20 protein-coding genes are annotated in these 21,050 nt (G+C 72.6%); 9 read left to right on the top strand and 11 right to left on the bottom strand.

From position 1 onward, the window contains the following. Nucleotides 1-21: 21 nt before the first annotated feature. The 5 genes from AOQ37_RS25250 to AOQ37_RS25230 all read left to right on the top strand — a co-directional run bounded on the left by AOQ37_RS25250 (nt 22) and on the right by AOQ37_RS25230 (nt 8,140). Nucleotides 22-933, top strand: a complete 912-nt coding sequence (locus AOQ37_RS25250) for a S1 family peptidase (RefSeq protein ID WP_062647126.1) — start codon at nt 22-24, stop codon at nt 931-933. A gap of 160 nt (nt 934-1,093) precedes the next feature. Further along, nucleotides 1,094-1,942: a slipin family protein gene (locus tag AOQ37_RS25245; protein WP_062647124.1), complete on the top strand. Its 849-nt coding sequence runs from the start codon at nt 1,094-1,096 to the stop codon at nt 1,940-1,942. Nucleotides 1,943-2,187: 245 nt separating this feature from the next. Then, nucleotides 2,188-3,270 (top strand): S1 family peptidase, encoded by a 1,083-nt coding sequence (locus tag AOQ37_RS25240; RefSeq protein WP_062647123.1) that lies wholly within the window; start codon nt 2,188-2,190, stop codon nt 3,268-3,270. A gap of 329 nt (nt 3,271-3,599) precedes the next feature. After that, a complete protein-coding gene (locus tag AOQ37_RS25235) occupies nt 3,600-7,175 on the top strand; it encodes a DNA polymerase III subunit alpha (RefSeq protein WP_062647248.1) in 3,576 nt (1,191 codons plus the stop codon). Then, nucleotides 7,172-8,140, top strand: a complete 969-nt coding sequence (locus AOQ37_RS25230) for a DNA polymerase Y family protein (protein WP_062647121.1) — start codon at nt 7,172-7,174, stop codon at nt 8,138-8,140. The genes AOQ37_RS25235 and AOQ37_RS25230 overlap by 4 nt, the downstream gene beginning before the upstream one ends. A gap of 22 nt (nt 8,141-8,162) precedes the next feature. Here AOQ37_RS25230 and AOQ37_RS25225 read toward each other — a convergent pair whose 3' ends face one another. Further along, nucleotides 8,163-8,537 carry a cupin domain-containing protein gene (locus tag AOQ37_RS25225; RefSeq protein ID WP_062647119.1) on the bottom strand — a complete coding sequence of 125 codons (375 nt, stop codon included), beginning with the start codon at nt 8,535-8,537 and terminating at the stop codon, nt 8,163-8,165. 168 nt (nt 8,538-8,705) lie between these two features. Between AOQ37_RS25225 and AOQ37_RS25220 the strand changes: the two genes are divergently transcribed. Next, nucleotides 8,706-9,149 (top strand): MarR family winged helix-turn-helix transcriptional regulator, encoded by a 444-nt coding sequence (locus AOQ37_RS25220; RefSeq protein WP_062647118.1) that lies wholly within the window; start codon nt 8,706-8,708, stop codon nt 9,147-9,149. Nucleotides 9,150-9,321: 172 nt separating this feature from the next. Then, on the top strand, nt 9,322-10,215 hold the full coding sequence (locus AOQ37_RS25215; RefSeq protein WP_062647116.1) for an esterase/lipase family protein: 894 nt from the start codon (nt 9,322-9,324) through the stop codon (nt 10,213-10,215). A gap of 116 nt (nt 10,216-10,331) precedes the next feature. Here the strand turns inward: AOQ37_RS25215 and AOQ37_RS25210 are convergent, their stop codons facing one another. Continuing rightward, complete coding sequence (locus AOQ37_RS25210) at nt 10,332-11,408, bottom strand: lytic polysaccharide monooxygenase auxiliary activity family 9 protein (protein WP_062647114.1); 1,077 nt, start codon at nt 11,406-11,408, stop codon at nt 10,332-10,334. Between the two features lie 152 nt (nt 11,409-11,560). On the opposite strand from AOQ37_RS25210, the gene AOQ37_RS25205 reads away from it, so the two are divergent. Continuing rightward, a complete protein-coding gene (locus AOQ37_RS25205; RefSeq protein WP_062647112.1) occupies nt 11,561-12,025 on the top strand; it encodes a GNAT family N-acetyltransferase in 465 nt (154 codons plus the stop codon). 110 nt (nt 12,026-12,135) lie between these two features. Here the strand turns inward: AOQ37_RS25205 and AOQ37_RS41880 are convergent, their stop codons facing one another. The 3 genes from AOQ37_RS41880 to AOQ37_RS25195 form a co-directional block, all read right to left on the bottom strand. Then, nucleotides 12,136-12,270: a hypothetical protein gene (locus AOQ37_RS41880; RefSeq protein ID WP_107085289.1), complete on the bottom strand. Its 135-nt coding sequence runs from the start codon at nt 12,268-12,270 to the stop codon at nt 12,136-12,138. A 342-nt stretch (nt 12,271-12,612) separates the two neighbouring features. Continuing rightward, entirely contained in the window at nt 12,613-13,116 is a 504-nt protein-coding gene (locus AOQ37_RS25200; RefSeq protein WP_062647246.1) for a ribonuclease FAU-1 family protein, read from the bottom strand. Next, on the bottom strand, nt 13,097-14,023 hold the full coding sequence (locus AOQ37_RS25195) for a GNAT family N-acetyltransferase (protein WP_062647110.1): 927 nt from the start codon (nt 14,021-14,023) through the stop codon (nt 13,097-13,099). Before AOQ37_RS25195 ends, AOQ37_RS25200 begins: the two co-directional genes overlap by 20 nt. A 95-nt stretch (nt 14,024-14,118) precedes the next feature. Here AOQ37_RS25195 and AOQ37_RS25190 point away from each other — a divergent pair, with 95 nt between their 5' ends. Beyond that, nucleotides 14,119-14,487, top strand: coding sequence for a GntR family transcriptional regulator (locus tag AOQ37_RS25190; protein WP_062647109.1), 369 nt, complete (start codon nt 14,119-14,121; stop codon nt 14,485-14,487). A gap of 109 nt (nt 14,488-14,596) precedes the next feature. Here the strand turns inward: AOQ37_RS25190 and AOQ37_RS25185 are convergent, their stop codons facing one another. From AOQ37_RS25185 to AOQ37_RS25160, 6 genes are all read right to left on the bottom strand, one after another. Next, on the bottom strand, nt 14,597-15,376 hold the full coding sequence (locus tag AOQ37_RS25185) for a DUF72 domain-containing protein (RefSeq protein WP_062647107.1): 780 nt from the start codon (nt 15,374-15,376) through the stop codon (nt 14,597-14,599). A gap of 16 nt (nt 15,377-15,392) precedes the next feature. Next, the gene (locus AOQ37_RS25180) at nt 15,393-16,487 is read right to left on the bottom strand and encodes a DUF5925 domain-containing protein (RefSeq protein ID WP_062647105.1); all 1,095 of its coding nucleotides are present in this window, start codon (nt 16,485-16,487) and stop codon (nt 15,393-15,395) included. A 143-nt stretch (nt 16,488-16,630) separates the two neighbouring features. Further along, nucleotides 16,631-17,416, bottom strand: coding sequence for a polysaccharide deacetylase family protein (locus AOQ37_RS25175; protein WP_374701541.1), 786 nt, complete (start codon nt 17,414-17,416; stop codon nt 16,631-16,633). Further along, nucleotides 17,413-18,411, bottom strand: coding sequence for a glycosyltransferase family 2 protein (locus AOQ37_RS25170; RefSeq protein WP_062647104.1), 999 nt, complete (start codon nt 18,409-18,411; stop codon nt 17,413-17,415). The genes AOQ37_RS25175 and AOQ37_RS25170 overlap by 4 nt, the downstream gene beginning before the upstream one ends. Further along, nucleotides 18,408-19,238 carry a glycosyltransferase family 2 protein gene (locus AOQ37_RS25165; protein ID WP_062647102.1) on the bottom strand — a complete coding sequence of 277 codons (831 nt, stop codon included), beginning with the start codon at nt 19,236-19,238 and terminating at the stop codon, nt 18,408-18,410. Before AOQ37_RS25165 ends, AOQ37_RS25170 begins: the two co-directional genes overlap by 4 nt. Before the next feature lie 519 nt (nt 19,239-19,757). Further along, nucleotides 19,758-20,966, bottom strand: a complete 1,209-nt coding sequence (locus AOQ37_RS25160) for a S8 family peptidase (protein WP_062647100.1) — start codon at nt 20,964-20,966, stop codon at nt 19,758-19,760. Nucleotides 20,967-21,050: the final 84 nt, after the last annotated feature.

Genomic DNA, 21,050 nt, shown 5'->3' with positions numbered 1-21,050 from the left:
TCCCCTGGGAGGGAACGAAACGTGAGGATCAAGCGCACCACCCCCACCACCCCCACGAGCGGTATCTCGAGACGGACCAGGCTGACCGCCGTGGCCACCGGACTCGTGGCCGCCGCCGCCATCGCCATCCCCCACGCGAGCGCGGCCGACACCGCCACGTTCAGCACCGCCGAACTGAAGAGCGCGGGCGACTCGGTGCTCCAGGCCGACATCCCGGGCACCGCATGGGCGGTCGACGCCAAGACCAACCGCCTCCTGGTCACCGTCGACAGCACGGTCTCGGACGCCGAGATCGCGCAGATCAAGGAGCAGGCGGGCGACAACGCCGGCGCGCTCACGATCAAGCACACCCCGGGCAAGTTCAACAAGCTGATCGGCGGCGGCGACGCCATCTACGGCGGCGGCTACCGCTGCTCGCTCGGCTTCAACGTCGTCAGCGGGAGCACCTACTACTTCCTGACCGCCGGGCACTGCGGCGAGGTCGCCTCGACCTGGTACTCCAACTCCGGTCAGACCACCGTGCTGGGCACGAACAGCGGCTACAGCTTCCCGACCAACGACTACGCGCTGGTCCGCTACACCAACACCTCGGTCGCCAAGGCGGGCACCGCGGGCAACACCGACATCACCAGCGCCGGCAACGCCACGGTGGGCCAGTCGGTCATCCGGGACGGCTCCACGACCGGTATCCACACCGGCCGGGTGACCGCCCTGAACGCCACGGTCAACTACGGCGGCGGCGACGTGGTCTACCAGATGATCCAGACCAACGTCTGCGCCGAGGGCGGCGACTCCGGCGGCGCGCTCTACACCTCCGGCGGTGTCGCGCTCGGTCTGACCTCCGGTGGCAGCGGCAACTGCACCTCGGGCGGTACGACCTTCTTCCAGCCCGTGACCGAGGCCCTGAGCCGCTACGGCGTCAGCGTCTTCTAGGCCCTCACCCGGGACCGCTCCACCTGGCCTGTGGCCGATCGCAGGCGAGCCCCCGTACGCAACCGGCGTGCGGGGGCTCGCCCTTGCCCGGCGTACGGGGCTACCGTCGAGGTACAGGCAGTGATGCGCGGGCGGTGCTCTGGACCCCTGGGGGCCGGCAATGGTCGAGGAGCTGGTGGTGGCGGGCGTCGCGCTGGTGTCCGCCGGAGCGGTGTACGTGGCGGCGGCGGCGCGGGTCCTCAAGCAGTACGAGCGGGGCGTGGTCCTGCGGCTCGGGAAGCTCCGGCCCGAGGTGCGCGGCCCCGGGCTCACCCTGATCCTTCCGGGTGTCGACCGGCTCCGGAAGGTCAACATGCAGATCGTCACGATGCCGGTGCCCGGGCAGGAGGGCATCACCCGGGACAACGTCACCGTCCGCGTGGACGCCGTCGTCTACTTCAAGGTGACCTCGCCGGCCGAGGCGGTCGTGCGGGTGGAGGACTACCGGTTCGCCGTCTCGCAGATGGCGCAGACCTCCCTGCGGTCCATCATCGGCAAGAGCGACCTGGACGATCTGCTGTCCGACCGCGAAAAGCTCAACCAGGGGCTGGAGTTGATGATCGACAGCCCGGCGGTGGAGTGGGGCGTCACCATCGACCGGGTGGAGATCAAGGACGTCTCCCTGCCCGAGACGATGAAGCGCTCGATGGCCCGGCAGGCCGAGGCCGACCGTGAGCGGCGGGCCCGGATCATCAATGCCGACGCCGAGCTCCAGGCGTCGAAGAAGCTCGCCGAGGCGGCGAAGGAGATGTCCGAGCAGCCCGCCGCGCTCCAGCTGCGGCTGCTCCAGACGGTGGTGGCGGTCGCCGCCGAGAAGAACTCCACCCTGGTGCTGCCGTTCCCGGTGGAGCTGCTGCGGTTCCTGGAGCGCGCCCAGCAGCAGCAACCGCTTCCCCCGACGTCCTCCACACCCCCGACGGCTTCCCCACCTCCGCCGCCCGCGGCGCAGTCGGGTTCCGGCCAGGACTAGACCTCACCCCCGCGTAAGTGGTTACTCACGCGTAGCGTTTGCAGTGCGAATTTTCCTGTGGTGGCCAGGGGCTCCCCGGCGAGGTGAAGGCGCGGGGGGCGCGCGGTGTTCACCCTGTGCGCGTCCTGAAGTCGACCTTGTGTGCTCCCTGTGCGGTTCGGAAGAGTGAGCGCCCGTCAACCAGCCTTCCGGCCCGGAGCCGTCCCCATCACCGCCCGGGCCGACCCCCCACAGGAGGACGCGAGTTGAAGCACCGACGCATACCCGGGCGGCGGATGGTCATGACGGGCGCGGGCATCACCGCGCTCGTCGCGGCCGGAGTCACCTTCCAGACTGCGAACGCCAGTGAGCCTGCGAAGACCTCGCAGCCCGCCCCCCTCTCGGCCCTCGCGGCCGGAAAGCTCGCCTCGACGCTCGGCCAGGACCTCGGCGCCGACGCGGCGGGCACGTACTACGACGCGCAGAGCAAGAGCCTCGTGGTGAACGTCCTCGACGCGGCCGCCGCGAAGACCGTCGAGGCGGCCGGCGCCAAGGCCAGAATCGTCGAGAACTCCCTCGCCGAGCTGGCCGGCGCCCGTACGAAGCTCACGGCGGACGCGTCCGTCCCGGGCACCGCCTGGGTGACCGACCCGACCACCAACAAGGTCGTCGTCACCGCCGACCGCACCGTCTCCGACGCCGAGTGGGCCAAGCTCACCAAGGTCGTCGACGGGCTCGGCCAGGTCGCCGAACTCCAGCGCACCAAGGGGGAGTTCAAGCCCTTCATCGCCGGCGGTGACGCCATCACCGGCGGCACCGGCCGGTGCTCCCTGGGCTTCAACGTGGTCAAGGGGGGCGAGCCGTACTTCCTGACCGCCGGGCACTGCACCGACGCCATCTCCACCTGGTCGGACTCCTCCGGCACCGAGATCGGCGCCAACGAGGTGTCCAGCTTCCCGGACAACGACTACGGCCTGGTGAAGTACACCGCCGAGGTCGACCACCCGAGCGAGGTGGACCTCTACAACGGCTCGGCCCAGCAGATCACCGGCGCCGCCGAGGCCACCGTCGGCATGAAGGTCACCCGCAGCGGCTCGACCACCCAGGTGCACTCCGGCACGGTCACCGGCCTGGACGCCACGGTGAACTACGGCAACGGCGACATCGTCAACGGCCTCATCCAGACCGACGTCTGCGCCGAGCCCGGCGACAGCGGCGGCTCCCTCTTCTCGGGCAGCAGCGCGGTCGGCCTGACCTCGGGCGGCAGCGGCGACTGCACCTCCGGCGGGGAGACGTTCTTCCAGCCGGTGACCGAGGCGCTGTCGGCGACGGGGACGCAGATCGGCTGATCGTCCCGTAGCGACCCGCCGAGCGATTCGAGGTCCCGCCCCGCGTGCGAGGGGGCGGGACCTCAGGCGTGCGAGGGGGCGGGACCTCGCGCGTGGCCGGTGCACCGGGGGTGGTGCGGCCGACGGTGTCCGCGCGGCGCGCGTTTCCCGGCCCGCCCGGGGGAGGGCGGTGGAGGCCGGAGCCCCTCGGTGTCATGTCCGCGCAGCCCAGGTCGCGGGGTGTTTCCGCAGGTGGGAGGCGCCGGAACGGCTGTCGTACAGATGTTCGGAAATTGGTCTATGGTGGGGGTGGGAGAGTTGGGAACTGATGTTCGATTATGGAGGTGCGGATGCCAGGGTTCACGCATCTGCGCACCGTCTCCGGGTTCTCCCTGCGCTACGGCGCCTCGCACCCGGAGCGGCTGGCCGAGCGCGCCTCGGAGCGGGGGATGGACGCCCTCACGCTCACCGACCGCGACACCCTCGCCGGCTCGGTCCGCTTCGCCAAGGCCTGCGCGAAGGCGGGCGTGCGTCCACTGTTCGGAGTGGACCTGGCGGTGACGCCCCCGGAGCGTCCGCAGGACGACGCGTCCGTACGACGGGACAGGCGCCGCACCCCCGTGCGCGGCGGCGCCTTCATCGACGAGTCGACCCCCCGTGTCACCTTCCTCGCCCGTGACGGCGCCCGGGGCTGGGGCGACCTGTGCCGGATCGTCACGGCCGCGCACCGGAGCGAGGGCACCCCGTCGCTGCCCTGGGACGGGAACCACGGCGCCGGCCTGACCGTCCTGCTGGGCCCCGCCTCCGACGTCGGCCGCGCACTCGCCGCGGGCCGGCCGGACCGCGCGGCGAAGCTCCTCACCCCCTGGCGGGAGGTGTACGGCGACGCCCTGCGGCTGGAGGCCGTCTGGCACGGGCTCGCCGGTACCGGACCCGGTTCCCTGCGGCTGGCCGCGCGCACCGTCGGCTTCGCCGCCGAACAGCGGATCCGGCCCGTCCTCAGCAACGCCGTCCGGTACGCCGATCCCGGTCAGGGCCCGGTCGCGGACGTCCTGGACGCCGCCCGGCGGCTGGTCCCGGTGGATCCTGCGAAGGGGCTGGACCCGGGGGAGGCCTGGCTCAAGGACGCCGGCGCGATGCTGCGCGTGGCCGAGCGGATCGTCGAGGCGGCGGGCTACCGGCGCGACACCGCGCACCACCTGCTGGAACAGACGCGGGCGGCGGCCGCCGAGTGCCTGGTCGACCCCGAGGACGACCTCGGCATGGGCACCGTCCACTTCCCCGAGCCGCACCTCGTCGGCGCGGGCCGCCGCACCGCCCAGCGGACGCTGGCCTCCCGGGCCGCGGCCGGGATGGTGCTGCGCGGCCACGCCGGGAAGCACGCCTACTGGGAGCGGATGCACCGCGAACTGGACATCATCGCCCACCACGGCTTCGCCTCGTACTTCCTGACGGTCGCCCAGGTCGTGGACGACGTGCGGGGGATGGGCATCCGGGTCGCGGCCCGCGGCTCCGGCGCCGGGTCGCTGGTGAACCACCTGCTCGGCATCGCCAACGCCGACCCGGTCGAGCACGGGCTGCTGATGGAGCGCTTCCTGTCCAAGGAGCGGGTCGTGCTGCCCGACATCGACATCGACGTGGAGTCCGCGCGCCGGCTGGAGGTCTACCGGGCGATCATCGGCCGGTTCGGCACCGAGCGGGTCGCGACGGTCGCGATGCCGGAGACGTACCGGGTCCGTCATGCCGTCCGGGACGTCGGCGCGGCCCTGTCCATGGACCCGGCCGACATCGACCGCATCGCCAAGTCCTTCCCGCACATCCGGGCGCGCGACGCCCGGACGGCGCTGGAGGAACTGCCCGAACTCCGTTCGCTGGCGGGCGAGAAGGAGCGGTACGGGCGGCTGTGGGAACTGGTCGAGGCCCTCGACGCCCTCCCGCGCGGAGTCGCCATGCACCCGTGCGGGGTGCTCCTCTCCGACGCCTCCCTGCTCTCCCGTACGCCGGTCATGCCGACCAGCGGCGAAGGGCTCCCCATGGCCCAGTTCGACAAGGACGACGTCGAGGACCTCGGGCTGCTCAAGCTGGACGTGCTGGGCGTGCGGATGCAGTCGGCGATGGCGCACGCGGTGGGCGAGGTGGAGCGGGCGACGGGGGAGCGGATCGACCTGGACACGCTGAAGGGCGGCGACCCGGCGACGTACCGGCTGGTCCGGTCCACCGAGACGCTGGGGTGCTTCCAGATCGAGTCGCCGGGGCAGCGGGACCTGGTGGGGCGGCTCCAGCCGGCCACCTTCCACGACCTCGTGGTCGACATCTCCCTCTTCCGGCCCGGTCCGGTCGCCGCCGACATGGTGCGGCCGTTCATCGAGGCCCGGCACGGGCGGGCGCCGGTCCGGTATCCGCATCCCGACCTGGAGGAGCCGCTGCGGGACACCTACGGGGTCGTCGTCTTCCACGAGCAGATCATCGACATCGTCGCCATCATGACCGGCTGCGGGCGCGGTGAGGCGGACCGGGTCAGGCGGGGGCTGTCGGACCCGGAGTCGCAGGGGCGGATCAAGGTGTGGTTCGCCCAGCACGCGGCGGCCCGCGGATATGACGCAGAAACGATTCAGCGGACCTGGGAGATCGTCGAGGCCTTCGGCTCGTACGGCTTCTGCAAGGCGCACGCGGTCGCCTTCGCCGTGCCGACGTACCAGTCGGCGTGGCTGAAGGCGCACCACCCGGCCGCCTTCTATGCCGGGCTGCTCACCCATGACCCCGGGATGTACCCGAAGCGGCTGCTGCTGGCGGACGCGCGGCGGCGAGGGGTGCCGGTGCTGCCGCTGGACGTGAACAGGTCCGCGGTCGCCCACCGTATCGAACTGGTGTCTGATTCAGGGGAATCTTCCGGGAGTCCGGGGACCTGGGGGCTGCGGCTCGCCCTCTCCGACGTGTACGGCATCACCGAGGCCGAGGCCGCACGGATCGCGGACGGGCAGCCGTACGCCTCGCTGCTGGACTTCTGGGAACGGGCCCGGCCCAGCCGTCCGCTCGCCGCGCGGCTCGCGCAGGTCGGCGCGCTGGACGCGTTCGGCGCCAACCGGCGTGATCTCCAGCTGCACCTGACCGAACTGCACCGGGGCGCCCGGGGCGCGGGCGGTGGCCAGCTGCCGCTGGCGGGCGGGCGGAAGACCGTCCCCGCCGGACTGCCGGACCTGTCCTCCGCCGAGAAGCTCAGCGCCGAACTGGGCGTGCTGTCCATGGACACCTCGCGCCACCTGATGGACGACCACCGCGGCTTCCTCGACGAACTGGGCGTGCTGTCGGCGCGCCGGCTGCGCGAGACCCGGCACGGCGAGACGGTCCTCGTGGCGGGCGCCAAGGCGGCCACCCAGACCCCGCCGATCCGGTCCGGCAAACGGGTCATCTTCACCACCCTGGACGACGGCACCGGCCTGGTCGACCTCGCCTTCTTCGACGACTCCCACGACGCCTGCGCGCACACTGTCTTCCACTCCTGGCTGCTGCTGGTGCGCGGGGTGGTGCAGCGCCGCGGCCCGCGCAGCCTCAGCGTGGTGGGCGCCGCCGCCTGGAACCTCGCCGAACTGCTGGAAGTGCGCCGGGAGGAGGGGCTGGAGGGGGTCGCGGCCCGGCTGGCCGACTCCGGCGCTGCCCGGGACGGGGGCGCCCCGGACGCGGGCGATCCTGACACGGCCGTCCCTGACGGGGGCGCCGACGGCGACGGCCCGGCGCGCAGGCGGCTCGCGGGTTCGGACGGACTGCCCGCACCGGCGGGCTCGGCCGCCCGGGACGCGCGGGAGCAGCGCCGCATCCGCATGCCCACGGGGTACGAGATGCACCCCTGGGCCGATCTGCGCCCCGCGGGTGAAGGGCCCGCGGTGGGAAGGAAGTTGTGGCACCAGAGTCCGGGGAGTGCGGGATGACCATCCTCTGCGTACGTTTCCAGCTGTCTTCGGCGGACGAGGCGGCCCTGCCGGCGCTGCTCGGGCTGCTGGAGGAGTTCACGCCGGTCGTCGAGGCGTTGCCGCCGGACGGGGCGCTGGCCGATCTGCGCGGCGCCGAACGGTACTTCGGGCGCGACGCCGTCGAACTGGCGTCGGTGATCAGGGTGCGCGCGCTCGCCCTGCACGGGATCGACTGCGTGATCGGCGCGGGCCCCGGCCCGATGGCGGCCCGTATGGCGCTGCGGTCCGCCCGGCCCGGGGTGACGTGCGCGGTCCCCGAGGGCGGAGAACGGGAGTTCCTCGCCGCGAAGCCCGTCGTCGCGCTGCCCGGTGTCGGCACGGCGACCGCCCGCACCCTGTGCGAGTACGGCCTCGACACCCTCGGCCGGGTCGCCGCCGCGCCCCTGTCCACGCTCCAGCGCCTGGTCGGCGCGAGGGCGGGCCGGGAACTGCACGAGAAGGCGAACGGCGTCGACCGCGGCCGGGTCGTCCCGAACGCGGTGTCCCGGTCACTGGCCACCGAGCGCCCCTTCGGGCGCGACGAGCTGGACCCCGACCGGCATCGTCGCGCGCTCCTCTCCGCCGCCGGGGAACTGGGCGCCCGGCTGCGGGCGGTGGAGAAGGTCTGCCGCACCCTGACCCTCACCGTGCGCTACGCCGACCGTTCGTCCACCACCCGCAGCCGCACCCTCGCGGAGCCGACCGCGCACTCGGCGGCCCTGACGAGGACGGCGTACGGCCTGTACGAGGCGCTCGGTCTCCAGCGTGCCCGGGTCCGCGCGATCGCCCTGCGCGCCGAGGCCCTCGGCCCCGCCGACCAGGCCTCCCACCAGCTCACCTTCGACCCCGTGGACGAGAAGGTCCGCCGGATCGAGGAGGTGGCCGACCGGGTGCGGGCGAAGTTCGGGCCGGGGGCGGTGAAGCCCGGGACGCTGGCGGCGTGAGGGAACGGCGGCCGGGACGGGATCAGTTGGCCCACGGGGGAGTGATCCGGGTCCCGTCGGCCAGTACCGCCTCCAGGCCGATGGAGGTGGTGACCCAGGAGAGCGCGGTGTGATCCGTCGGGTTCTCGACGGCCAGGGTCGCCCCCGGATTGACGATCACCGTGTCGCCGGCCCTGATCCGCTCGGCGTGGCCGTCGAGCGTCAGGATCAGCTCGCCGACGAGCAGATGGAAGATCTCCTCCCGGTCGACCGTGTGCGCGGGAGCCTTCGTCCCGGCGGGGATCTCGCCCCGCCAGGCGCACAGTTCCCTGCTGCCGGTACGGGGTGTGGCGTACGAGACGAAGCGGGCGCCGTGGATCTCGTGGGTGACGGCGTCGGACGAGCGGATGACGGGCATGGGTGTCTCCTGTCGGGTTCGGCGGCTGTCCGCGGGCTCTGCGGGCTCTGCGGGCTCTGCCGGACGTCGCCGCAGTGCCGGGCGTTCCAGAAGTGGTCAAGCTCCTTGACTATATGCCTCTATGGTCAAGCTGCTTGACCAACCTGTCAAGGATGTTTCAATGCGGAGGTGCACAACCACGAAGCCCTTGCCCTGAGCGCCGCGCTGCTCGCCGCCGCGGGAGACCTCACCCAGCGCATCAACGACGGCGTGGTCGCCCGCGGGTTCGAGGTGCGGCCCGCCCACGGCTTCGCCTTCACCCGGCTGGCGCCGGCCGGTGCCACGGTCACCGAGCTGGGTGTCCATCTCGGGGTCACCAAGCAGGCGGCGAGTCAGCTCGTCGAGGAGCTCGTGCGGAAGGGGTATGTCGAGCGCCGGCCGCATCCCGAGGACGCGCGGGCCCGGCTGATCGTGCTCACCGAGCGCGGCTGGGAGTGCACCAGGGCGGCGGAGGAGGCGGCCGCCGAGGCGGTGCGGGCGTGGGCCGCCGTGCTCGGCGAGGCGGAAGTGCGCGTTCTGCGCGACCAGTTGTCACGCATTGCCCCCGATGGCCCCGTCAGGCCCACTTGGTGACGGCATATCAGTGATCCCGGTCGGCGGTGGCTACCACTGGAAGTTTTTACCGACGCGTAACTTCACAGTTCAGCTACTCGCCCGTAACTTGACGAGTGAACAGCATCCTCGTGATCCGGGTCACAGGGCGTAAGGCCATCGCACCTCCCTTGAGCCGCAAGGAGATCACCCGATGCTGCCCTGGAAACGCGCGCTCAGACCGCTCGCCGCACTGCTGCTGGCCGCCGCGGCCGTCACCGTCCCCGCCACCGCAGCTCACGCCGACTCCACCGCCACCGCCACCGGCACAGCCACCGCCACCGCTTCGTCGAGTGGCTGGAACGACTACCGCTGCAAGCCCTCCGCCGCCCACCCCCGGCCCGTCGTCCTCGTGCACGGCACCTTCGGCAACTCGATCGACAACTGGCTGGCCCTCGCCCCCTACCTCACGGTCCGGGGCTACTGCGTCTTCTCCGTCGACTACGGCCAACTGCCGGGCGTCCCGCTCTTCAACGGCCTCGGCCCCATCGACAGGTCGGCCGCGCAGCTGTCCGCCTTCGTCGACAAGGTGCTCGCCGCGACCGGCGCCGCCGAGGCCGACCTCGTCGGCCACTCACAGGGCGGCATGATGCCGCGCTACTACCTGAAGTTCCTCGGCGGAGCCGCCAAGGTCAACGCGCTCGTCGGCATCGCCCCCGACAACCACGGCACCACACTGAGCGGACTCGCCAACCTGCTGCCCTACTTCCCGGGCGCCGAGGACCTGCTCTCGGCCGCCACGCCCGGCCTCGCCGACCAGGTCGCCGGATCGGCCTTCCTGACCAAGCTCAACGCGGGCGGCGACACCGTCGCGGGCGTCCGCTACACCGTCATCGCCACCAAGTACGACGAGGTCGTCACACCGTGGCGCACCCAGTACCTCAGCGGATCCGACGTGCGCAACGTCCTGCTCCAGGACCTGTGCCCGCTGGACCTCTCCGAGCACCTGGCGATCGGTCTGTTCGACCGGCTCGCCTTCCACGAGGTGGCCAACGCGCTCGACCCGGCCCACGCCACCGCCACCACCTGCGCGTCCGTCTTCAGCTGACGAGCTGACGAGCTGAACAGCTGACGAGCTGACTGGTCCGCGCGAGATGTTCCGCCGGGGCCTGTCCGACCTGAGCCGCCGGTCAGGCCCCGGAGTTCCGAGGGGGTGGCGACGGCTCAGCGGCCGTGCCGCCCGCCGCTCACCGCCCGCCTGCGCACCGAGCCGAACAACAGCGCCGCGCCCAGCGCCAGGACGGCCGCGCCGCCCACCGCGAGGTAGGGGGCGCTGCCGTCGCCGCCGGTCTCGGCGAGGCTCTTGCCCGATCCCGATCCGGCACCGGCCGCCCTCGGCTCGTTGGCCGCCCCGGCCGTCCCGGCCGTCCCGGCCGCCCCGGCCGTGGCGGACGGCTCCGTCGCCGCGGCCGGCCCGGTGGTCGGATCGGTCGTCGGACCGTCCGTGGGGTCCGTCGTCGTGGTGGCGTCGTCGTCCCCGTGACCGTGGTGCTCGATCGTCGACTTGTCGGCACCGTCCTCGATCTGCTCCTCGGAGGGCGCGGAGGCGGACGGCGCGGCACCGGTCCCGGTCCCCGCTCCCGCCCCGGTGTCCGTGCCGGGGAAGGTGACGTCCGAGCAGGAGTAGAACGCCTCCGGGCTGTCCGAGCGCTGCCAGATCGCGTACAGCAGCTGCTTGCCGGAACGCTCGGGCAGGGTCCCGGAGAAGGTGTAGAAGCCGCCCGAGGCGACCGGGTCGGTGGCCGTCGCCACCGGGTGTTCCAGGTCGAGGTCCGACCAGGCCAGCGGCCCGGCGGGGTCGTAGCCCGCCTTGGTGAGGTAGACCTTGAAGGTGCCCTTGTGCGGGGCGGTCACGCGGTACTTGAAGGTGTACGAGCCGCTGCCGACGCTCGTCGCCGGCCAGTCGGCGCGGGCCAGGTCCAGCCCCTTGAACTCCTCGTTGTTCGCGCTGCACAGCTTGCCGTCCGGGATCAGCTCCTGGTGGCGGCCGTTCGCGTCGCCGATGCGGATGCCGTTCCAGTCGTACAGCGCCTGCGTGCCGCCCGCCGCGACCGCGGCCCGGCACGCGGCCGACTTCGGGCTCTCCGGGCCTTCCGCGTAGCACTGGGCGACCCGGCTGACCGGATCGCCCATCGACCCGTGCGCGGCCGCGGGCGCCGCGGACAGCAGGGTCAGGGCCGCCGGGATCAGTCCGACGGAGGCGACGGAGGCGACGGCGGCGGCCTTGCGGCGTGCGGGCATGGGGGAACTCCTCGGAACCGGAACAGGTGGTGGCCTGATGTGTGCCGGAACCAAGAAACCGCGAAATCGGCTGCTCGGGACGGTCCGCGGCGATCTTTAGGGTCGCCTTAAGGAAGCGCTGAGACTGGGATCAGGTAGGTAACGTCCAGGGCATGACGAGCGAGGGGATCCGGCCCGCCACGGCGGCCGACGTGCCGGCCGTGAAGGCCGTGACGGACGCGGCGTACACGCCGTACATCGAGCGCATCGGGCAGGTTCCGCGGCCCATGGAGGCGGACCACGCGGCCGATGTGGCCGCGGGGAAGGTGTTCGTGACCGACGAGCCGCCCGGTGGCGGCGGGGTGGCCGGTCTGGTGGTGGTCGAGGCGTTCACCGACCACCTCTACGTCGACAGCGTCGCCGTCCGCCCCGACGCCCACGGAAGGGGCGTCGGGCGGCGGCTGCTGCATTTCGTGGACGCGCACGCGCGTGCGCTGGGCCTGTCCGAGGTGAGGCTCTGCACGAACGCGATGATGTGGGAGAACCGGAAGATCTACCCGAAGTACGGCTACGTGCTCGTGGAGCGGCGCGTGGACGGGCCCTACGACCGCGTCCACTACCGCAAGCGGCTGGACTGAATGCGGGCCGGACCGACCGAGAGCGGCCGGACCGACCGAAAGAGGCAGGCCGGGAGGGGGCAGGCCGGGAGAGGCCGGATCGGGAGAGGCCGTACGGAGCGCGCCGTCGCTCAGCCGTCCGGCCACCAGGTGCGTGCGATGTCCTTGCGCACCTCGGGGCGCCCTGCGGGCCGTTCCTCCACCTCGTCACGGATCCGGCGGGAGTCCGTCTTCTTCAGGGGCTTCTGCACGGTCGTACGGCGCATGGCTGCCTCCTTCAGGAGCTACCGGGTTCCGCGTTCTCACGGAGGTAGACCCTTTGGGGGAGAGTTCCTCATCGGCCCCCCTTCTGTCAGTGGCGACTGTCACGATTCGCTTGTCAGTGGTGGGTGTCACTCTTGGGCACATGCGGAAAAAGAGTGACGAACCGACTGCTCCAGGTGACGGGGTAGAGCTGCCCCCGGTCATGGTCGAGCTGGCCCGCGCCGAGCCCGCCGGGCGTGGCGCGGTGTTCCTCCTCGGTGACGCGGCGGCACCGGTGGGCGAGCGGCGCTTCATGCCGGCGGACCGGCTCACCGCCCTGTGGGTCCCGCTGACCGGGTGGCCGCTCACTCCAGCAGCGACTCCAGGCCGCCCTCGACGCCGGCCAGCGCCTCCAGTGCGTCGAGGGCGGACACCGCGGCGGCCGCGGCCGCCGGGTCCCGCTCCGCGAGCCCGCTCTCCTCGAACTCGTCCTCGTCCAGTCGCCGTACGTCCGTGCCGTCGGCGGAGCGCCACAAATCCAGGTCGAGGTCCTCGACGACCAGTTCACCGCCGGACAGCGTGGCCGGGCGGGTGATGTCGCAGTACCAGCCCTTCAGGGCGCCCGTCGCGTCGCGGACCTCCTTCACCGCGTACCAGCGGTCCCGCCAGTAGTACTCGGTGAAGACGTCACCCGCCTCGAAGCGGACGAAGCCGAAGTCGCGTACGGCGTCACCCGCCCAGGGGGCGCGCACGGCGATCCGGGTGCCGTCGTCGGACAACAGCCCGGCCGCGTAACGGATCTTCGTCCGGCCGCCCTTGACGAGGACGACCTCCACCGAACCCGTCGGCTCAGCCCAGTTCACGGACATGCCGCACCTCCGTCGCGCAGATCTCGTATCCGAACCACTTGTTGATCGTGAGCATCGGCCCGTTGTCCGCGTCGTTGCCCGTCCAGGCCTGCGCGTACCCCGCGGCGCGGGCCCGGTGCAGCGAGTCGTTCTTGACGAGCTTGGCCAGGCCCCGGCCGCGGTGGGCGCGGGCGGTGCCGGTCATGCCCGTGGTGTACAGGCCGTCGTGGGTGTGCGCCACGCTGAAGGCGACGGGACGGCCGTCGGCCACGGCGACCGAGGTCAGCTCGCGGTCCAGATGCGGATGCTCCCAGTACTCCGCGACCCAGGCCGCGTAGTCCGTCAGCGCGACGGCGATGTCGCCGGGTTCGTCCGAGCCCGCCTCCGCGTCCAGGGCGAACAGCGGGCGCGGGTCGTCGGCGAAGTCGGCGGCGGTGCGCAGCTCGACGCCGGGCGGAGGGTCCTGGAGCGGTGGCAGCGAGGCGCCGCCCAGGTCCAGGCGGAGGAAGTGCGCGGAGCGGCTCGGCCGGTAGCCGTGCCGTTCGGCGAAGGCGCGGTGGGCCGGCTCGTCCAGGACCCAGGCGAACAGCTTCACCGCCCCGTGGACGGCCAGATGCTCCTCGGCGGTGCGGACCAGCAGGGTGCCCGCGCCGCGCCCGGCGTGCGCCGGGTCCACGTACACGTTGAGGGACCCCTGGCCGGGCTCCGGACTGTCCTGGACGAGGCCCACCTGGGCCGTGCCGATGATCTCGCCGTCCGCCACGGCCACCAGCTTGCGGGCGTGGACGTCGGGCCGCGACAGCGACAGGCCGTGCAGCACGGAGGCCGGGCTGAACAGCACATAGGGCAGGGCGCGGTGCCGGACCCGGATGAAGCCCTCGATGTCGGCGGGAGTCCCGGGACGCAGGTCGCGCACGATGACGGTCATGTGAGCGCACGCTACGGCCGGGCCGCGCCGTGCTGCCTCCCATTTTCGGCTCGGCCCGCCCTCCCGTTCCCCGCCGGGTGCGGGACAATCGGCCCGTGACCTTGAAGATCCACATCGATGAGAGTGCCGCGCCCTACGAGCAGGTGCGGGCGCAGATCGCCGAGCAGGCGCGGTCGGGAGCGCTGCCGGTCGGGTACCGGTTGCCGACGGTGCGGGGGCTCGCCGAGTCGCTCGGCCTCGCCGCGAACACCGTCGCCAAGGCGTACCGGGCGCTGGAGGGGGACGGGGTGATCGAGACCCGGGGGCGCAACGGCACGTTCGTCGCGGCGGCCGGACCGGCGGCGGAGCGGGAGGCGGCGGGTGCCGCGCAGGCCTACGCCGAGCGGGTGCTGCGCCTGGGACTCAGCGAGGAACAGGCGGCCGCCGCCGTACGGGATGCCCTGCGGGCGGCGTACGAGCGGTGATCCGTGGAGGTCACCGGTGTGCGGCGAGGCGCGCCGGTGGGAGTCGGTGGGGTGCGGTGAGGGCCCCCGGTGGGGGTCAGCGGTGTGCTGCGTGTCCTGCCGGTGGGGGTCAGCGGTGTGTGGTGAGGGCCCCCGGTGTGCGGGTCACGCTCAGCCCCGCCCGCCGCGCCGTCCGCCCGAACAGCGCCGCGTTCTCCACCGCCGCGCCGCCGGGATCGTTGTTGAAGTAGGCGTAGACGTCGTCGCCGTCCTCGGCCGCCCAGGTCGTCGCGATGCGGTCCAGCCAGGTCTCCAGGGCGCGGCGGCCGTAGTGCGGCCAGGGACGGGCACGGCCCTCGTGGAAGCGGACGTACCCCCAGTCCGCCGTGCGCCACAGCGGGGTGACCGGCCGCGCGTGGACGTCCGCCCAGCACAGGGCAGCGCCCCGGGCCCGCAGGACGTCCCGCACGTCGGGCGTCCACCACGACTCGTGCCGTGGCTCGACCGCGACGCGCGTGCCCGGCGGGAAGCAGGACAGACAGGCGTCCAGGAGCCCGGCGTCGGCCCGCAGGGTCGGAGGCAGCTGGAGCAGCACCGGGCCGAGGCGGTCGCCGAGGCCGGCCGCGTGGGTCATCAGGCGGCGGACCGGCTCCTCGGGCTCCTTCAGCCGCTTGACGTGGGTCAGATAGCGGCTCGCCTTCACCGCGACCACGAAGTCCGGCGGGACCCGCTCGGCCCAGGACGCGAAGGTCTCCCGCGACGGAAGCCGGTAGAAGGCGTTGTTGACCTCGACGGTGGCGAATTGCCCGGCGTACTCCTCCAGCCACCGCCGCACGGGGACGTCGGCCGGGTACAGCAGGCCCTTCCAGTCCCGGTACTGCCAGCCGGACGTGCCGACGTACAGCGTCATACCTCCATCAGAACACCTAGAGGTACAGTCCCGCGTCCGATCGCCCCCGCGGTTCCGGCAGCGAGGTCGGCGAGGTGCCCCGGCGCAGTGCGTACAGCTCCGCCAGCGTCGAGCCCTCGCGGCCGACGCCCTCCTCCGTACCGAGCCAGTCCACGGCCTCCCGGCGGGTCAGCGGGCCGACCTCGATACGGGCCAGACAGCGGCCGGGGCGGACGACGGCGGGGTGCAGACGCTCCAGGTCCTCGTTGGTGGTGACCCCGACCAGGACGTTGCGGCCCTGGCCGAGGAGGCCGTCGGTGAGGTTCAGCAGCCGGGACAAAGCCTGGCCGGCCGTGTGCTTGGCCTCGCCGCGGATCAGTTCGTCGCAGTCCTCCAGGAGCAGCAGCCGCCAGCGGCCCTTGCCGGTGCCGTCCTCCTCGCCTATGGCGATGTCCATCAGATAGCCGACGTCGGAGAAGAGCCGCTCGGGGTCCAGGACGCAGTCCACCTGGCACCACTCCCGCCAGGAGCGGGCCAGGGTGCGCAGCGCCGAGGTCTTGCCGGTGCCGGGCGGACCGTGCAGCAGGAGCAGCCGGCCGGCGATGTCCTGCGGGGTCGTCCCCATCAGCTGGTCCATCGCCTCGGCGACGGGGGTCGTGTAGTTGGGGCGCACCTCGTCCCAGGTGCCCGCGGAGATCTGCCGGGTGGTGCGGTGCGGGCCGCGCCGCGGGGAGACGTACCAGAAACCCATGGTCACGTTCTCCGGCTGCGGCTCGGGCTCGTCCGCCGCCCCGTCGGTGGCCTGGTCGAGCACCTGCGCGGCGAGTTCGGCGGTGGTCGCGGTGACCGTGACGTCGGCCCCGCGGTTCCAGCGGGAGGCCAGCAGCGTCCAGCCGTCACCCTCGGCCAGGGTGGCGCTGCGGTCCTCGTCGCGGGCGACGCGCAGCACGCGGGCGTGCGGCGGAAGAAGGGTCGCGCCGGAGCGCACGCGGTCGATGTTCACCGCGTGCGAGTACGGCTGCTCGCCCGTCGCGAAGCGGCCGAGGAACAGCGCGTCGACGACATCGGCGGGGGAGTCGGAGTCGTCGACGTTGAGCCGGATCGGCAGTGCGTCGTGCGGGGGTACGGACATGCCGCCATGATCCGGCACAAGAGCGTCGCCCGCACCCGGTTTCCGCAGGGCCCGAGGTGCGCCCGGTGTGTCGGCCGGGCCGGTCGCCGGCACCGGTCCCGCCGTGCGGGGGTGGCCCCGACCGGCCCGGCCGGGGCCACCCCTCAGACGATCCGCCACAGCCCGCGGGTCCGCCGGACCAGCGCGTACCCCCGGGTGAGCGCCCGGTCCCTCGCGAACGTCCGGCCGATGGCCCGGCCGTCGACGAGCCGTTCGAACTCCTCGGTGCCGGTGGTCCGCCGCACCGTCACCCGCCGCAGGGCGTACGGTCCCTGGTCGCGGCGGGCGAGGCCGTTGCCCACGGCGAGCGCCTGGGCGAACCCGTGTCCGCGGACCGCCGTGCGCACCCGGCGGCTGGAGTAGCCGTATGGATAGGCGAACGACCCGGGCGGGGAGCCCAGTTCGGCGGCGACGATGTCACGGCAACGGGTCAGCTCGGCGCGCAGCCGGGCGTCGTCGAGCTGGTCGAGCTGCGGATGGCTGTGGCTGTGGCCGCCGATCTCCACGCCGTGGTCCGCCAGTCCGCGCACCTGCCGCCAGTCCAGCATGGTGTCGAGGCCGCCTCCGGTGTCGTGCGCGCCCCGGATCCAGCCGGTGGTGACGAAGAGCGTGGCCGGGAAGCCGTGCCGGGCCAGCGCCGGGAGGGCGTGCCGGTGCACGCCCTCGTAGCCGTCGTCGAAGGTGATCAGGACCGGTCGGGCCGGCAGCGGTCGGCCGGACCGCCAACGGGCCGCCAGATCGGCGGTGGTGAGCGGGGTGCGGCCCCGGTCCGCGAGCACCGCCATCTGCTCGGCGAACGCCGCGGGCGTCACCGAGAGGGCGCGGGTGGTGTCGTTGGGGTCGGCGGCCACGGCGTGGTACATGAGGATCGGCACGCGCGCCCCCGTCACGCGGCCCGCTCCACCCGGTCCACCGGGATCGGCACCACCGCGAACGTCGTCCCCGCCCGGCGTGCCCGCGCGCTGCCCACCACGTACCCGCCGGCCGCGGCGAGCACCCCGGCGACGATCGCGGCCGCCCGCCGGGCCCCGCCGCGCCGGGCCAGCAGCTGGTCGCGCAGGCCGCGGACCACGCCGGCGGGCAACACCCGGGTGGCGTACCGGCGTTCGGACTCCAGCCCCTTGCCGGCCCCGACGCTGCGTGCGACGAGCGCCTTGGACAGGCCCTCGGCGTAGGTGCGCGTGCGGAAGTACCCGAAGTGCTCGCGCGCCTCGGGCACCTTGTGGTGGATCACCGCGCGGTCGTCCATCAGCAGGATCGCGTCGGGTCTCGCGCGGCTGAGCCGGATGCACAGATCCGTCTCCTCGCCGCCCATCGGGCGTTCGCCGCCGTCGCGTCCGATGCCGGTGGCGAAGCCGCCCACGAAGTCGAACGCGGTACGCCGGAAGGAGGCGTTCCCGCCGAGGATGTTGCGCACCCGGACCCGGCCGGGCGGCAGGCCCCGGTAGGAGCAGCCCACCACCCAGTCGAACTCCTCGGGGAACCAGTCGGGTCGCCGCCCGGAGGACCAGACGGGCACCGCCCGGCCGCCCACGGCCAGGACCCGGGGGTCGGAGTACGGGTCGGCGAACCGGCGCAGCCAGTCCCGTTCGGCCACGGCGTCGTCGTCGAGGAAGGCGACGACCTCGCCCCGGGAGGCGGCGATGCCGGTGTTGCGGCCGGCCGACAGCCCGCGCGGCCCCGCGTTGGGCAGCACCCGCACCCCGTCGGTCTCCTTGTACTCGCTCCTCAGCCGCTCCAGGAGCGTCGGGTGGTGGTCGACGACGAGCAGGGTCTCCAGGGCCGGGTGGGTCTGCGCCCGCACCGAGGCGACCGCCGCGAGGATGTCCGCCCAGCGGTCCTCGGTGTACGCGCAGATGACGACCGAGACGTCGATCGTGCTCAAGACGCCTCTCCCCGGACCGAGTCGAGCATCGGCGAGCGGCGCTCCGCCCGGTGCCGGGCACGCCGGTCGGACCGCTCCCGGAGGATCACCCGCAGCACGCGCAGCCCGTCGCGGACGGCGCGCAGATTGCTGACGCCGTGGATGCGCAGGTACTCGTGGCTGGGGATCTCCTGCACCCTCAGGCCCGCCTTGACGACCCGGATGTTCATCAGGGTCTCCACCTCGAAGCCGGTGCAGTCCAGTTCGATCTTGTCCAGGCAGTGCCGCCAGAACGCGTTGTAGCCGTAGCACAGGTCGGTGTAGCGGGCGCCGAACTTGCCGTTGACGAGGGCGCACAGGACCCGGTTGCCGAGCTTGCGGACGAAGGTCATGTCGTCGGTGCCGCCGCCGTTGGCGAAGCGGGAGCCCTTGGCGAAGTCCGCGCCGGAGACGAGGGCGGAGACGTACGACACGATCTCGTTGCCGTCGGCCGAGCCGTCCGCGTCGACCATCACGATGATGTCGCCGCTGCACGCCTCGAAGCCGGTGATCAGGGCGTCGCCCTTGCCCCGGCCCCGCTGTCCGACGACCTTGACCCCGGGCCACAGTTCGCGCGCGACCCGCACGGTGTCGTCGGTGGAGTTGCCGTCGACCAGGACCACCTCGTGGATCCAGTCCGGCAGGGTCCGGAAGACGTACGGGAGGTTCTCGGCCTCGTTCATCGCGGGGATGACCACGCTCACCGGTGGCGTGATGGCCAGATGGGAGGAGATGGGCCGGTAGGTGCCGACGGTCGACGGGCTTTCGAGATCCTGGCCCGAAGCTGCCGGTTGAAGAACGGAACTCATGACTCTGGTCCCTCTCGTCCGGTGGGCCGCCCGCCCCTGGGCGGCCCGGAATCCACGTCCGGTTCGAAAGGGGGGTTTCTCACCCATGGCGGAGTGATCTCCGCGCAGACACGGGTGAGCTGGCAGAACTGACCGGCCACCGTCGAAGGACGGCAGCCGACCGCGCGGCACGGCCCGGTCACCAGTGCGGTCACCGAGCTCGGCACCCCCCTACCGCGCTCCCGCCCCGATACCGCCGCGGTCCCTGAGCCCTCCCCTGGAGCCGTTGCCGACGGTCCGATGCGAGTGAGATGTATGACGGTATTGACAATTACGCCCGGATGGCAAGCCCTTGATGGCCTGCTTACCTTTTTGTTCTTTTGACCGTTACAGAGTATTGCGTCACGTCGAAAGCATTTGATGCGGAAATAGTCACGGAAATGGACAGAAGTGTTCCCCGGAGGCCGGGAGGCCTCCGGGGAACGGTGGTTCAGATCAGCGCCGCAGGGGCCGGTGCCGCCCGGGGCGGCACCGCTCGCGTCACGGGGCGATCTTGAGGAGCTTGTTCGGTGAGCCGGTGCCCGGGCCGGTGACCGCGTTCGAGGTCGCGCCGTTCACCAGGGCCGTGGCCACCTGGGCCGGGGTGGCCGAGGTGTGGCCCGCCAGGTAGACCGCGGCCGCGCCCGCGACGTGCGGGGTCGCCATCGACGTGCCGGAGATCGTGTTGGTGGCGGTGTCGCTGGTGTACCAGCCCGCGGTGATGGAGGAGCCGGGGGCGAAGATGTCCAGCACCGAGCCGTAGTTGGAGTAGCTGGCCCTGGCGTCGGTGCTGGTGGTGGCGCCGACGGTGATGGCCTGGGTGACACGGGCCGGGGAGTAGGAGGAGGCGTTGGCGCTGCTGTTGCCCGCCGCCACGGCGTAGGTGACACCGCTGGCTATCGAGTTGCGCACCGCCGTGTCCAGTGTGCTGGACGCGCCGCCGCCGAGCGAGAGGTTGGCGACCGAGGGGCCCGAGTGGTTGTTCGTGACCCAGTCGATGCCCGCGATGACCCCCGCGGTGGTGCCGGATCCGGCGTTGTCGAGCACCCGCACCGCCACGATCTTCGCCTTCTTGGCGACGCCGTAGGTCGAGCCCGCGATCGTCGTGGCCACGTGGGTGCCGTGACCGTTGCCGTCGGAGGCGGTGGTGTCGCCGTCGACGGCGTCGTAGCCGTAGGAGGCCCGGCCGCTGATCTGGGAGTGGGTGATCCGCACGCCGGTGTCGATGACGTAGGCGGTGACGCCGCTGCCCGCGCTGTCCGGGTAGGTGTACGTGCCGGACAGCGGGAGCGAGGTCTGGTCGATGCGGTCCAGGCCCCAGGGGGCGCTCGACTGTGTCGTGTCGGTCACCCGGACGGTCTGGTTCTGCTCGACAGCGGCCACCGCCGGGTCCGCGGCCAGTCTCCGCGCCTCGGCGGCGGAGAGGTGGGCGGTGTAGCCGTTCAGCGCGGAGCCGAACGTCTTCTCGACGGTGCCGCCGTACCCCTTGACGAGGTTCTTGCCGGTGGCCGAGGACGCCTTGAAGCCGGCCTGCGACTTCAGGGTCACGATGTAGCTGTCCTGGACGGCTGTGGGGGAGTCGGCCGCGAGGACCGTGCCCTCGGCCGGTGCCGCCTGGGCGGGGAGCGCGGTGAACCCGCCGACGAGGGCGGCGGCGGCCACGGTGACGGCGGCGGTCAGACGGGCCTTGTTGCTACGCAGTTGTGCCATGACGAGGGAGTCCTCCTCTGGGCAGCCCGCGCCCGGGTCGGCGCGCGGCTGTGGGGGAGTGCGCGCGGTTGCGCACACGGCCTC

The organism is Streptomyces maremycinicus (assembly GCF_001184025.1).
In the GTDB taxonomy this organism is placed as follows: Bacteria; Actinomycetota; Actinomycetes; order Streptomycetales; family Streptomycetaceae; genus Streptomyces; species Streptomyces maremycinicus.
This window is presented reverse-complemented; position numbering and strand designations above follow the sequence as displayed.